A 13,773-nucleotide genomic window follows, 5' to 3' on the forward strand; every position below is an offset into this window, starting at 1 on the left:
CACCCCTCGCTACCACCAGGGTTCCCATGGCTCGTCTCTCGACCGTGATCTGTGCCACAGCCCGAGCGTAGCCACCCGGTTTCGTACACCGCTCCCGCATGAGGCCCTCCGAGCACCACGTATCCTCGTTCTGTGCGGAAAACGGATGGATCACCGCCCAGCCAGCACGGCAGACCGGTCGATCGACGATCACCGGATGCTGGTCGGGACACTGTTGGTCATCGGCGCATGGAACCTGATCGGCAACCTGGGGCTCCCGGGCGTCTGGTACATCACGGCCAACCTCGCCGTGGCGGTCTGCGTGGTCACGGCATCACACCGCGCAACTGCGATCGCAGAGCCTGAACACCCCAATATTGGCGCATTGGGCGACACACCGCTTCGCCTACGCTGCGGCGCTGATCGCCCTCCGGAGAACGTGATCGATCGTTCTGGTTGGGTACCCTGCGCGCATGACCGCCAACGCGATGAGACGGCTGCTCGACCGGGTGGGCGAAGCACTCGACGGGATGGGCCCCTTCGACAGCGCTGCGGAGGAGGCCGATGCGCATCGGCACCTGTTGCGTCTGTGCTCGGCAGGCCTCGACCTGTTCGTCGAGCGGGCCGACCCGGCCCGGCCGCTGCCGACGGTGTGGATGTCGCCGACCCGCAAGTTTCTCGGCGACAGTCCGGACACGATCTACACGACCATGCCGGTGTCGTCGGCCCACAGCTACGCCCTGACGATCAAGCCCGGCAACGCCGTCTACGTCGGCGTGGTGGTCTACTCACGCGACGAGCCGGGCGGACCGGTGCGCGCAGTCTCGAGCCTGGTCGACACCGACATGACCACCACTGACGGAACGTTCGAGATCGCGGTTGGCGCGGGGGTCGCCACGGACGACGCCGGCGGCCTTTACCTCGACGACCGGTCGTTCTGGGTCATGGTGCGCGAGTACTTCTCAGATCCGCACGACCATCAAGCCGCAACGATCACGATCGAGCGAACCGACGGCGCAGGCATCGACGGTCTGCCCGACCCGGCGGACCTCGCAGCCGGGATCGACGCCGCCGCCGTCTGGATCTGCAGTCAGGCCCGGGCAGACGCCGCCCTGTACGAACTGGTGGCCTTCCCCGAGGGGTCGCGGGTCGAGAGTGATCCAGATGTCGAGGTCTCCGACGATCTGGTGTCGCTGTTCTACCCAACACCCGACATCACCTATCAGGGATGTCGGTTCACGCTCGATACCGACGAACAGCTCGCGCTCACGTTCACGCCTCCGGCGTGCCGGTTCTGGTCGGTGGTGGTGTCGACCCCCTGGTTCGAGTCCTTGGAGCAGCGCTCCACCCCGGCGTCGATCAACAGCGCCGCCGCCGAGATGTCCGAGGACGGCACCGTGACCGTCGCCGTGTCCGAGCGCGACCCCGGCGTCGCCAACTGGATCCCGCTGCGGGGCTACCGCAAGGGCCAGGTCGCCTACCGGGTACTGCTCGGCGAAAAGATCGCCGCTAACAGCAGCTTCATCGTCAAGTTCAGCGGTTAAGTGACCGAGAGGGTTTGCCGTCGAGACTCCCTGCGTCACTCCGGAACCGGCGCGACGACGTCCGCTCTACGCGGCCTCGAGGTCGGTTGCATAGTGCCTGGTGGCGACCTCTATGTCACCTGCCAGCATGCTGTTGAGCATTTCGTCGAGACGCTCAGCCACGTCCCATGCCAACCACCGCTCGCCGCAAGCGGGGCACTCCTCCATGGGCACCCCGAGAACCAAGGCGACCTTGTGGTTCCGCTCGCTCAGCTTCGCTCGGCGAACCGGAACTCTCTCCGCCTGATCACACTGTCCGCATCGCTTCATCGCCTCACACGATACCCCTCGTCCCACAGGTCGTCATGCGGTTCGTAGACGGTGACAATTCGTTCTTCCTCCCGGCGGTCGTCGACAACCACAACGGCATGCAGAGGACGTATCCAGTCGATCATCAGGATCAGCTCCTTGACGTTCCCTTCCGAGATCACCGTTTCCTCGATCACCGTCGACCGTGCAAGGACGGCGTCGAACTCTGCGAACGTGCAGTCGATGTGCCGAAGCTTGTCGAACGCATGCTCCGTGATGAGCCGATCAAATCGCCAGATCTTCGGCCGAGGAACCGGGCTCTTCACTGTCGCTCCAGTTGGCTATCGCCCGGCCCCATCGTTCCAACATACGCGATTCAATCGCCGGCGGGACCACCCGCATCGAGGTTCTTCGCAGGTGAACCTCAGGCTTTGCTGCTCGCCCTACACCACGTCGCGGGCGGCGCCGGCAAACTGGGCGTTGTACAGCGTTGCGTAGGCGCCCCCGGCGGCCAGCAGCTCGTCGTGGTTGCCCTGCTCGACGATGTGGCCGTCGTCCATCACCAAGATGATGTCAGCATCGCGGATCGTCGACAGGCGGTGAGCGATGACGAAGCTGGTGCGGTTGGTGCGCAGCGCCGCCATCGCATGCTGGATCAGCACCTCGGTTCGGGTGTCGACCGACGACGTCGCCTCGTCGAGGATCAGGATCGCCGGCTGGGCCAGAAACGCCCGAGCGATCGTCAGAAGCTGCTTCTCGCCGGCGGACACGTTGCCGCCCTCGTCGTCGATCACCGTGTCGTAGCCGTCGGGCAGCGTGCGCACGAACCGGTCGACGTAGGTGGCCTTGGCGGCCATCATGATCTCCTCCTCGGAGGCCTCAAGGTTGCCGTAGGCGATGTTCTCGCGGATCGTCCCGCCGAACAGCCACGTGTCCTGAAGCACCATGCCCATCGCGCCACGCAGGTGGTGGCGGGTCATCTGGGCGATATCGACCCCATCGATCATGATCGTGCCCGAATCGATGTCGTAGAAGCGCATCAACAGGTTGACGAGCGTGGTCTTGCCGGCCCCGGTTGGGCCGACGATCGCCACGGTCTCGCCCGGCTGTGCGACGAGCGACAGGTCCCGGATCAGCGGTCGGTCCGGTTCGTAGGAGAACGACACATCGGCAAACTCCACCCGTCCCTGGCGCTGCTCGGTCATCTCGGCGGGGTGGCCCGGATCCGGCGACTCCTCGTCGACGTCGAGCAGGGCAAACACGCGCTCGATCGACGCCACGCCCGACTGGAACACGTTGGCCATCGCCGCCACCTGCGTGAGCGGCTGGGTGAACTGCCGGGAGTACTGGATGAACGCCTGCACGTCGCCCAACGACATCGACCCCGAGGCCACCCGCAGACCGCCGATCACCGCGATGGCCACGAAGTTGAGGTTGCCCAGGAACATCATCATCGGCTGGATGATCCCCGAGATGAACTGCGCCCCGAAGCTGGCCTCGTACAGTTGCTCGTTGACGTCGTTGAACTCTGCTTCGGTGTCGGCTTGGCGGCCGAACACCTTGACCAGGGCGTGCCCGGTGAAGGCCTCTTCAACGTGGGAGTTGAGCGTGCCGGTGTGCTTCCACTGGGCGATGAAGCGCTTCTTCGACCGGGCGGCGATGAACTTGGTGAGAAAGAGGGCGGCCGGGATCGTGATCAGCGCCACCAGCGCCAGGAGGGGGGAGATGATGAACATCATCAGCAGCACCCCGACGATGGTGAACAGCGAGGTCAGCATCTGACCCAGGGTCTGTTGCAGGCTCTGGGCCACGTTGTCGATGTCGTTGGTGACCCGGCTGAGCAGGTCACCGCGTGGCTGGCGGTCGACGTAGCTGAGGGGCAACCGGTTGATCTTCTCCTCAACGTCGCAACGCACCCGCGACATGGTGCGCTGCACGACGCCGGCGAGCAGGTAGTTCTGGCCGTACGACAGGATCCACGCCACCAGGTACAACCCGGCAGCGAGTATCAGGATGTTGTGCAGCTGGGCGAAGTCGATCCCCCTCTTGCCGCTGAGACCGGCGACGATGACATCGGTCGCCCGGCCCAACACCCTGGGGCCGATCACGGTGAGGGTGACGCTCACGATCGCCAGCGCCACGACCACGATGGCGCCCGCGCGCTCGGGGCGCATCAGGCCGGCGAACCGCTTGACCGAACCGGAGAGGTCCTTGGGCTTCTCGGCCGGCATGCCGGCCGCAGCGGCCCGGTTGGGACCGTGAGACGCGGATGCCCGGGCCTCAGAGGCGACCTTCTTGGGATCATGGGCCGACCCGGTTTCGGCGTCGCTGTCGAGCGCTGCCAAGTCGTCCGGCTTGTGGTTGCCGTCGGGCTTGTCGTTGCCAATGGGCTGCTTGTCGTGACCGGTGGGGTTGCTCATGCCGGCTCCTCCACGCGCTGGGATTCCACGATCTCCAGGTAGGTGGGACACGTCTCGATCAGTTGGTCGTGGGTGCCCAAACCCACTTGCTCGCCGTCCTCCAACACCAGGATCTGGTCTGCGGTACGGATCGAGGCCACACGCTGGCCGACGATGACCACGGTGGCATCGCTGGTCCATGGCACCAGCGCCTCGCGGAGGTGGGCGTCGGTGGCCAGGTCGAGGGCCGAGAAGGAGTCGTCGAACAGGTAGATGCCCGGCTTGCGCACCAGCGCCCGGGCGATCGCCAACCGCTGGCGCTGCCCGCCGGACACGTTGGAGCCCCCCTGGGCGATGCGGGCGTCGAGGCCGCCGTCCATGTCGGCGACGAAGTCGGCGGCCTGGGCCACCTCCAACGCCTCCCACAGCTGTTCGTCGGTGGCGTCAGGATCACCGAAGCGCAGGTTGGAGGCGACGGTGCCCGAGAACAGGTAGGGCTTCTGGGGCACCATGCCGATGCGACTCCACAACAGCTCGGGCACCATGTCGCGGACGTTCTCGCCGTCGACGACCACCTCACCCTCGGTGGCGTCGTAGAACCGAGGGATCAGGTTGAGCAGGGTGGTCTTGCCCGATCCCGTGCTGCCGATGATCGCTGTGGTCTCTCCCGGCGAGGCGGTGAGCGTGATGCCGGCGAGCACCGGCGCATCGGCGCCCGGGTAGCCGAAGCCGACGTTGCGCAGCTCGAGCGAGCCCCGCCGTGCGAGCGCCTCGACGGGTCGATCGGCCACGACGATCGTGGAGGGCGTGTCGAGCACCTCCTGGATGCGGTCGGCGCTCACCGCCGCCCGGGGGATCATCACGGCCATGAACGTGGCCATCATCACCGACATCAGGATCTGGATCAGATAGGACAGAAAGGCGATCAGCTGACCGATCTCGAGGTCGCCGGCACCGATCCGGCTGCCGCCGATCCACACGGCCGCCACGCTCGACAGGTTGAGCACCACCATGACGAACGGAAACATGAAGGCCAGGTACCGGCCGGCTTTCAGCGACGTGTCGGTCAGATCATCGTTGGCGCCGGCGAAGCGCACCCCTTCGAAGGGTTCCCGGACGAACGCCCGCACCACACGGATGCCCATCAGCTGTTCCCGCAGCACACCGTTGACGGCGTCGAGGCGCTCCTGCATCGCCCGAAACTGAGGTACCAGGCGGACGAGCACCAGGCCGATGCCGATCACCAGCGCTGGGACGCTCACTAACAGCAGCGCCGACAGACCGACATCCTGGCGCAGCGCCAGCACGATGCCGCCGATCGCCATGATCGGGGCGGCCACCATCAGGGTGGCTGCCATCACCAGCACCATCTGCACCTGTTGGACGTCGTTGGTCACCCGGGTGATCAGCGACGGCGCGCCGATGATGCCCACCTCCTGGGTGGAGAAGCCGGTCACCTTGTGAAAGAGGTCGGAGCGCACGTCGCGCCCGAAGCCCATCGCCGTCTTGGCGCCGAAGTACACGGCGACCGCAGCGAACACGACCTGGGCGAAGGTGATGATCAGCATCAGCCCGCCAACCGACCAGATGTAGCCGGTGTCGCCGGTAGCCACCCCCTTGTCGATGATGTCGGCGTTCAACGTGGGCAGAAACAAGGTTCCCAGCGTCTGGAGGAATTGGAAGAACACGATGCCCACCAGCAGCCACTTGAACGGGCCGAGGTGGTTTCGCAAAAGTTTGATCAGCAAGTCGGGGTCACCAGAATCTTCGGGGGAACGCCATGCGGGTCGACGGGTGGGCCCGCCGCCCGGCGCTCCGGCGCACAGCCGCTGACCTCACACGTCCGAATATCCAACACGGCCTCCTGCAGGGTATTCCCGTCTGGCACAACTGTCAGCTTTCGGCGGATCAGCGCTCGCCTGGTGCGTCGCTACCGTTCGCCTCCGGTGCCGCTCACCGTGGTGTGCGCAAGCGACTCGACGTAGTCGGGCCAGCCCGCCTCGGACCGGGCCGGCCAGGCGGGCGCCACCGGCCACGGGTGGGCAGCCTCGACCTGGGAGGACACGGCGATCAGCCGGTCCTCCCGGCCGAACGGTGCCACCAGCTGCACGCCGATCGGCATGCCGTTGGAGCCGACGGTCAACGGCAGCGACGCCGCCGGTTGGCCCGTGATGTTGAACGGGCTGGTGAACGCCGAGTAGGTGGCGGCCCGCTCGAACATCGCCTCGATGTTGCTCGTGTCGAGATACCCCAGCGGCGGGGTCGGTTGGGCCAGCGTCGGGCTCAACAGCAGGTCGTGACCAATCATGAATTCGCCCATCGAGCGGGCCATCTCCTCCAAGGCGACGAGGGCCGTGACCAGCCCCTTGCCGGTGGTACCGGCGGCCGAGTCATAGAGAACGCGGCTGAACGGCTCCAGGTCATCGTCGGCGAGGCCTCGCCCCAGCTGGGCCAGCCGGGCATCGACCTCCACCGCCATCGGTGTGGCCATCAACGAGCTCATCACGATCATCAGTTGCTCGACCGACCAGGGCGGGTCGGCCTCGACCACCTCGTGCCCGAGCTCGCTGAGCGTGGCTGCCGTCGCCTCGACCGCAGCCACGCATTCAGGGTGCGCTACCTCGCCGCCCGGCGCCGTGAGGACCATGGCAATCCGCAACGGCCCAGGGGGCGCTCCCACTTCCTCGACCCACGGCCGGGAGGGCCGGGCGATCTCGTAGGGATCGCCCGGCATCGCCCCGGCGGTGAGGTCCAGCAGTGCGGCCGAGTCGCGGACCGAGCGGGCCAGCACGTGGGGGCAACCCATCGGGTCGGCCAACAGCGTTGCGGCCGGGTGAGCGCTGACCCGGCCTCGCGACGGTTTCAGGCCGAACAGCCCACAGGCGGACGAGGGAATGCGGATCGAACCGCCACCATCGTTGCCGTGCCCCACCGGCACGATTCCCGCCGCCACCGCCACAGCGGTCCCGCCCGACGAGCCGCCGGTCGAGTGATCGAGGCCATGGGGATTGCGGGTCGGCCCGTTGAGCGACGGTTCGGTCGAGGCGTTGAGGCCCAGCTCCGGCGCGTTGGTGGTACCCAGGATGATCAAGCCGGCCGCCCGGTAGCGGCGCACCAGCTCGGAGTCGGACTGGGACACGTCATCGGCGAAAAGTCGTGACCCGCGAGTGTGAGGAAGGCCGGCCACCTGCGCAGCCAGGTCCTTGACCACGAACGGCACCCCGGCGAACGGCGCGTCGCGGTCGAGCGCCGCAGCTTCCTGCGCTGCCTGGTCGAAGCGCGTGGACACGAACGCGTTCAACGCCGGGTTGCGCTCTTCTGCCCGTGCAATCGAGACGGCCATCACCTCGGCGGCGTCGACCTCGCCGGAGCGGATCGCAGCGGCCACCGCCGTGGCGTCATGTTCGTCGAGCAACCGGTCGATGTCCGAGCCCATATGTCCCCCTGTTCCACCCTCGATGATCACGGCCGACCCTAGAACCACTGCCGGGTTCCCCGCGTGCCACGTCACAAAGAACCGGCGCATGAGAGATCGCAGGTGGGTATCGTGACGCTTGCTTGACGCAACGAGGGGGAGCCGTGGACGTTGGCATGATCGAGTGGAGCGACGAGCTCAGCCCGTTCGACTACATGATGTTTCGGGCCGACGCCGACCCGCACTCGCGCACGACCATCATGACCGTCGAGTTGCTGGACGAGGTCCCGGACCGCACGGCCTTCCGCCTGGCCATGGATCGGGCCAGCCGCATCGTTCCCCGCCTACGCCAGCACGTGGTGGCACCGCTGGTTCCGCTGGCCTCGGCACGGTGGGTGATCGACCCGGACTTCGACCTCGACTACCACCTGCGGTGGATCTCGCTGCCGGGACCTGCCGGGCTGCGCGAGGTGCTCGACCTGGCCCAGATCGACCAGGCGACCCCGCTCGATCCACACCGACCGCTGTGGGAGGTCACGGTGATCGAGGGCGTCGAGGACGGCGACGCCCGCTGCGCACTGGTGTGGAAGCTCTCCCATGCGGTCACCGACGGGGTCGGCGGGATGATCCTCGACCGCGTGATCCGCTCCGAGGAGCGTCACCCCGAGCCCGAAGCGCTGCCGCCGGTTCCCACCCCGGAGGACGTCACCGCGCTCGACCTCACCCGGTCGGCCGCTCGTGGCCTGCCCGCCGCTCTGCTGCGCCAGGGGTTGCGGGTTGCGTCCGAGGCGGCGGGAATCGCCGGTCAGGTAGTCAGCGACCCGAGCGGGACGATGGAACAGGCGCTGGCGGTGGCTTCGAACATTGCCAAGCTCAACCTCACCCCTCCAGCCGATCCCTCGCCGCTCTTGGCCGGCCGCTCCCTGCACCGCCGCATCATCGCCTACGACCTGCCCCTGTCGGCGCTGCGCAACGCCGCCAAGGCGCACGACTGCTCTGTGAACGACGCCTACCTGGCCGCGATCGGGGCGGCACTCGGCCACTACCACGACATGATGGGAGTGCCGGTCGAGGCGGTGCCGCTGGCCATGCCGGTCAACGTTCGGGCCTCGGGCGAGTCGGGCATCTCCAACAACTGGACGTCGGCCATGCTGGCGCTGCCGACCGACCAGCCGGACCCGATTCGGCGAATGCAGCAGGTGCGCGAACAGGTGCTGACCGCCCGGACCGGCTCCTCGCTCGACCCCGGCCGGCTGGTCGCCCCGCTGGCCGCCTGGTTACCCAACGCAGCGCTGGCGGGCGCCGGCCCAGGCATGCTCGGCATCGACGTGCAGGCCAGCAACGTCCCCGGCCACCCGGACGAGCGCTACATCGCCGGAGCCAAGATCCTCTCCAACGTGCCGATCGGTCCGGCGCCCGGGGTGGCGATGATGGTCACCATGGTGTCTCAGGCCCGACACTGCTACATCGGGGTCAACCTCGACACCGCCGCCGTGACCGACGCCGACGCGTTCGCCGAATCGCTGGCCTGGGGCTTCGATGACGTCGTGGCGCTCGGGCGGGCGGACACCACCACCAGCACCCCGTCGACGGACGGAGCAGCCTGATGGGTGACGAGCGACGCCTGCCCGGCACGGTTGCCGAGATCGCTGCCTCCCCCGAGGGAGCAAAGGTTGGGGCGTTCTTCGACCTCGATGGCACCCTGATCGCCGGGTATTCGGCCCGTTACTTCGCCGAGGAACGCTTCAAGCGGCGGGAGGTGTCCGCTACCGAACTGGCGCGAACCCTGGGGATGGTGGCCACCGGCGGCCTGGGCGGCTCAACGGTCACCGGGCTGATCGAGCTGAGCGCCGAGGGCTGGCGGGGTCGCACCATCGAGGACGTCGACGAACTCGGGCTCCGCCTTTTCGAGAAGAAGATCGCCGATCGGCTGTTCCCCGAGATGCGCGAGATCGTGCTCGCGCACCAGCAGCGGGGCCACACGGTGGTGCTCAGCTCTTCGGCGACGTCGCCCCAGGTGCAGCCGGTGGCCGACTACCTGGGCATCGACCACGTGATCTGCAACCGCTACACCACCGACGACGGTGTGCTCACCGGTGCCATGGATCAGCCCGTGATCTGGGGCGAGGGCAAGGCCGACGCAGTGCAGCGTTTCGCTGCCGACCGCGGCATCGATCTGGCCGACTGCTACTTCTATGCCGACGGCGACGAGGACCTCGCCCTCATGTACCTGGTGGGCAATCCCCGACCCACCAACCCGGGTGGAGCACTTGGCAAGGTGGCCAAGAAGCGGGGGTGGCCGATCCTGCGCATGACCAGCCGGGGCGCCGGGTCGATGCTCTCGACCGTGGCCGCCCTCGGTTCACTGGTGCCCATCGCCGGCCTCGGGGTCAGCCTGGGTTTGGTCACCGGCGACAAGCGGGCAGCGCTCAACTTCGTGTCCGAACACTGGGTGGAGATGATGTTCGCCGTCAACGGGGTGCATCTCAACATCGTGGGCCAGCAGCACGCCGAGGCCGCCCGGCCCGCCGTCTTCATCTTCAACCACCGCAACGGCTTCGATCCCTTCATGGCCACGGCGGTGGTCAAGCGCGACTTCACCGCCGTCGCCAAGGGCGAGCTACGCAGCGACCCGATCGTCGGCACGTTCGGGCGGTTCATGGAGATCGCCTTCATCGACCGGGGCGACACCACCGCATCGGTCGATGCGCTCAAGGCGATCGAACAGTTGGCCGCCAAGGGCCTGTCGGTGCTCGTGTCCCCGGAGGGCACGCGCCTGGACACCACCGGCGTCGGTCCGTTCAAGAAGGGCGCCTTCCGAATTGCGATGGCGGCCGGCATTCCGGTGGTGCCGATCGTCATTCGCAACGCCGAGTTGATCGGCGGCAACAAGGCCACCTCGATGAACCCCGGCACGGTCGACGTGGCGGTGCTGCCCGCCATCTCGGTGGACGACTGGACGCTCGACGACCTCCCCGAGCGCATCGAGGGCGTGCGACGCCAATTCCTCGACACGCTGGCCGACTGGCCGGGCTGACCGAGCCAGGAGCCACCGTGTTGTACCTGTTGGACGCGCGCCACGAGGTGGAGGAGCGGCTGCTGCGCGAGTGGGTCGACCAACGGTCACCCGGTCGTTGCTCTGGCGGGGCAACCCCAGCCGAGATGATGGCTGTCCATCTGGAGGGCGAGATCGAAGCCACCGGCCTGTCCGCCCGGCTGGACGCTGCCTCCGAGCACACCGAGGTGGTGCCCCTGCGGGTGATGTGGACGCCCGCCGGGGGCACCGAACGGTCGGGACCTCGCCTGCGCGACCTGCTGATCGGCGATCCCCGCCGGCCGTCCGCCCGGCTGGCCCGCCTGACGCTCGCCCGCCACCCCGAGCGGGCGACGGTGATAGCCGGCGCCTCGGCCACCGTCGGCGAGCTGCGGGAACGCCTTGTTGATGCCCCGGATCACAACGGCCATTGCGTACCGGCTGAGACCTTCGGTGGGTTCGTGGCCCGCATGGGCTCGATCACCCTCGACGTGGCCGAGCGGCGCCAAACCGGGCGGCGCTACAAGGTGCCGCGGGCGGTCATTCCGGGCATCGAGGCGTCGGCCGGGTTTCGCGAGGCGGTGGCCGTGCGGGCCGACGAGTTGGGCAAGCACCCAGCCGACGTGGCCGCCGAGGCTCGGCGCTACCTCACCGAAATGGTGGCCACCCCGTCCACCTTCTTCATCGACTGGATGGGTGCCAGCACCCGCAAGATCACGTCGCTGGGCTACGAGCGAATCGTCACCGACCCCGAGCGCATCGCAGCCGCCCGGGCTCAGGTGGCCGACCATCCCTCCGCTCTGTTGTGGACCCACAAATCCCACATCGACGGCATCGCCCTGCTGTCGACGCTGTACGAGAACGACTTCCCGGCGCCCCACGCCATGGGCGGCCTCAACATCGCGTTCGCCGGCGTGGGCACGATGGGGCGCCGCAGCGGCATCATCTTCATCCGGCGGTCATTTGCCGACAACCCGGTGTACAAGCTGGCCCTGCATCAGTACCTGGCCTACCTGATGGAGAAGCGGTTTCCGCTCAGCTGGTCGTTCGAGGGCACCCGCTCCCGCACGGGCAAGCTGATGCCGCCCCGGTACGGCCTGCTGAAGTACACGTTGGATGCAGCTCACGCGACCGGCACCGAGAACCTGCACCTCATCCCGGTGTCGATCAACTACGACCTGATCGGCGAGGCGGCCGAGTATGCGGGCGAGGAGGTGGGACGGGCCAAGCAGTCCGAGAGCCTCAGCTGGTTCGTCGGCTACCTCCAGCGCCTGCGCTCACCCCTGGGTCGGGTCTACCTCGACATGGCCGACCCGATCGTGTTGGAGGGTCCGGCGCCCGAGCCGACCAAGGCGCAGGTGGCATCGATCGCCTTCGAGGTGGCCCGGCGGGCCAACGCCCTGGTGCCGGTGACGCTGCCGGCCCTGATGTGCACCGCGCTGATGGGCGCCGCCCCGGGTGCGCTCACCTTGGCGGAACTCGACGTCACCATGCGCACGTTGATGTCGTGGCTTCGGAGCCGCAACGTACGTCTGGCGGAGGGCCTGGCTGTTGAGGATGACGAGCTGGTGTCGCTGGCCGAGCTGGTGTTTGCCAAGGGCATCGTCACCCGCCACCTCGATGGTGACCAACCGGTGTTCTCGATCGAGGAGGCCCAGCACCCGGTCGCGGGGTACTACCGCAACACGATCATCCACTACTTCGTCAACCGGGCGATGATCGAGCTCGCGCTGCTCGCCGCCGCCGAGGCTGACCCGGCCTCGGCCGCGCTCGTCGGTGAGGCCTTCTGGGACGAACTGTTGGAGGTGCGGGACCTGTTGAAGTTCGAGTTCTTCCATCCGCCGACCGACGAGATGAACGCCGTCGTCGACCGGGAACTTCGCGACGTCGACCCAGCCTGGCGAGATCGGCTGGCGTCGGGACCCGACGGCGCTCGCCAGCTGCTCGAGGCGATGAACCCCCGGGTAGCCCACGCCACGCTCCAGCCTTCGGTCGAGGCCTACTGGGTGGTCGCCAGGTGGCTGGCCGACCAGGGCGCCGAACCGGCGGGCGAACGCAAGGCCGTGGTGAAGGCCTCGCTGGGGGCGGGCGAGCAGGCGTTCCTCCGCCGCCAGATCACCACACGTGCGTCGATCGGCAAGCAGCTGTTCACCGGCGCACACTCGATGCTCGGCGACCGTTCACTGTTGGGAGGTGAGGGAGACGACGCCGACGCCGACGACCTCGCCCGCCGGCGAGCCGAGCTGGCCGACCGCCTCGGTGCCCGGGTCCGCCGGCTGGCCGAGCTCCGGAGAATGACCCTGGAGGACACCGCACCCGATCTCGTCGGCGGCCCCGGCACGGCGGCTCGGGGCGAAGTCAGGTACTGAGAAGTTCGAACGTGACGCCGACACGCTGATAGTTACCCACCACCCGGCGGTCGCGGGTCATCAAGGTGTGCCCATGCTCTTTGGCGGCTGCGGCCACCAGCGCGTCGTAGACCGAACCGCCGGAGATTCCCAGCTCGGGCAAACCGACGAGAAGCAGGGTTGCTGCGCCCGGCGAGAGGAACCGGTTCTCCGGGAAGTTTGCGGCCATCAATGCCGAGATCACGTCCGGTGAACGCCGGTTCGACGGAGGCAGCCGAGTGAGCACCGAAAAGGTCTCGAACGCGGCAAGGCCGGACAAGCCAAGGGTCATGCCATCGAGGCAGTGACGCGTTGCGACATGAAAAGGGTGATCACCGCTGACCAACGCGACCGCGACGCTGGTGTCGACCAAGCGGTCCGGACGTTTAGCGCTGGTCGGCACGGCGCATCTCATCGACCAGCGCATCGTCGAGCTTCATCCCGCTCGCCGGGATCACCAAGCGACCATCGACAAGCTCGAGGCCGTTCGTCTCATCCAATTCGGAGTCAACCAGCGGTTCAATCCGCAGCGCTGCACCATCGACGGTCACCTCGACCTTGCCGGGCACCAAACCAACCACGTCACGAAGCTGCTTGGGAATCACCAACCGGCCTGCCTGATCAATGGTTGTTTCCGTACCATAAATCTACCATTGAGCTACCACCCGCGACCCTCCCGTCTGCGTAGGCGACCCGCCCCTTTCGCGGGCGAATGGCCAGCGACGAC

The 13,773-nt window shown here is 67.5% G+C and carries 11 protein-coding genes; 4 read left to right on the top strand and 7 right to left on the bottom strand.

The genetic code is table 11. The features are described from left to right. Positions 1-452: 452 nt before the first annotated feature. On the top strand, positions 453-1,523 hold the full coding sequence (locus tag PKD89_RS11635) for a DUF1214 domain-containing protein (protein WP_289010636.1): 1,071 nt from the start codon (positions 453-455) through the stop codon (positions 1,521-1,523). 66 nt (positions 1,524-1,589) lie between these two features. Here the strand turns inward: PKD89_RS11635 and PKD89_RS19955 are convergent, their stop codons facing one another. The 5 genes from PKD89_RS19955 to PKD89_RS11655 form a co-directional block, all read right to left on the bottom strand. Beyond that, positions 1,590-1,832 (bottom strand): YgiT-type zinc finger protein, encoded by a 243-nt coding sequence (locus PKD89_RS19955; protein ID WP_425591249.1) that lies wholly within the window; start codon positions 1,830-1,832, stop codon positions 1,590-1,592. Continuing rightward, complete coding sequence (locus tag PKD89_RS11640; RefSeq protein WP_287389947.1) at positions 1,829-2,137, bottom strand: hypothetical protein; 309 nt, start codon at positions 2,135-2,137, stop codon at positions 1,829-1,831. The genes PKD89_RS19955 and PKD89_RS11640 overlap by 4 nt, the downstream gene beginning before the upstream one ends. A gap of 117 nt (positions 2,138-2,254) precedes the next feature. Next, the gene (locus PKD89_RS11645; protein WP_287389948.1) at positions 2,255-4,231 is read right to left on the bottom strand and encodes an ABC transporter ATP-binding protein; all 1,977 of its coding nucleotides are present in this window, start codon (positions 4,229-4,231) and stop codon (positions 2,255-2,257) included. Further along, positions 4,228-5,958, bottom strand: coding sequence for an ABC transporter ATP-binding protein (locus tag PKD89_RS11650; RefSeq protein ID WP_289010635.1), 1,731 nt, complete (start codon positions 5,956-5,958; stop codon positions 4,228-4,230). Before PKD89_RS11650 ends, PKD89_RS11645 begins: the two co-directional genes overlap by 4 nt. A 182-nt stretch (positions 5,959-6,140) precedes the next feature. Beyond that, complete coding sequence (locus PKD89_RS11655) at positions 6,141-7,646, bottom strand: amidase (protein WP_289010634.1); 1,506 nt, start codon at positions 7,644-7,646, stop codon at positions 6,141-6,143. 143 nt (positions 7,647-7,789) lie between these two features. On the opposite strand from PKD89_RS11655, the gene PKD89_RS11660 reads away from it, so the two are divergent. The 3 genes from PKD89_RS11660 to PKD89_RS11670 are packed head-to-tail and all read left to right on the top strand — an operon-like array spanning position 7,790 to position 13,028. Continuing rightward, the gene (locus PKD89_RS11660; RefSeq protein WP_287380667.1) at positions 7,790-9,232 is read left to right on the top strand and encodes a wax ester/triacylglycerol synthase domain-containing protein; all 1,443 of its coding nucleotides are present in this window, start codon (positions 7,790-7,792) and stop codon (positions 9,230-9,232) included. Continuing rightward, positions 9,232-10,662 carry an HAD-IB family hydrolase gene (locus PKD89_RS11665; protein ID WP_287380665.1) on the top strand — a complete coding sequence of 477 codons (1,431 nt, stop codon included), beginning with the start codon at positions 9,232-9,234 and terminating at the stop codon, positions 10,660-10,662. The genes PKD89_RS11660 and PKD89_RS11665 overlap by 1 nt, the downstream gene beginning before the upstream one ends. Positions 10,663-10,679: 17 nt before the next feature. Further along, on the top strand, positions 10,680-13,028 hold the full coding sequence (locus PKD89_RS11670; RefSeq protein WP_289010633.1) for a 1-acyl-sn-glycerol-3-phosphate acyltransferase: 2,349 nt from the start codon (positions 10,680-10,682) through the stop codon (positions 13,026-13,028). On the opposite strand, the gene PKD89_RS11675 is transcribed toward PKD89_RS11670, so the two are convergent. Beyond that, positions 13,018-13,419 (bottom strand): type II toxin-antitoxin system VapC family toxin, encoded by a 402-nt coding sequence (locus tag PKD89_RS11675; protein WP_289010632.1) that lies wholly within the window; start codon positions 13,417-13,419, stop codon positions 13,018-13,020. The genes PKD89_RS11670 and PKD89_RS11675 overlap by 11 nt on opposite strands. A 13-nt stretch (positions 13,420-13,432) precedes the next feature. Beyond that, positions 13,433-13,651: an AbrB/MazE/SpoVT family DNA-binding domain-containing protein gene (locus PKD89_RS11680; protein ID WP_349257343.1), complete on the bottom strand. Its 219-nt coding sequence runs from the start codon at positions 13,649-13,651 to the stop codon at positions 13,433-13,435. Positions 13,652-13,773: the final 122 nt, after the last annotated feature.

It is taken from the genome of Candidatus Neomicrothrix sp., from assembly GCF_035329545.1.
In the GTDB taxonomy this organism is placed as follows: Bacteria; Actinomycetota; Acidimicrobiia; order Acidimicrobiales; family Microtrichaceae; genus Microthrix; species Microthrix subdominans.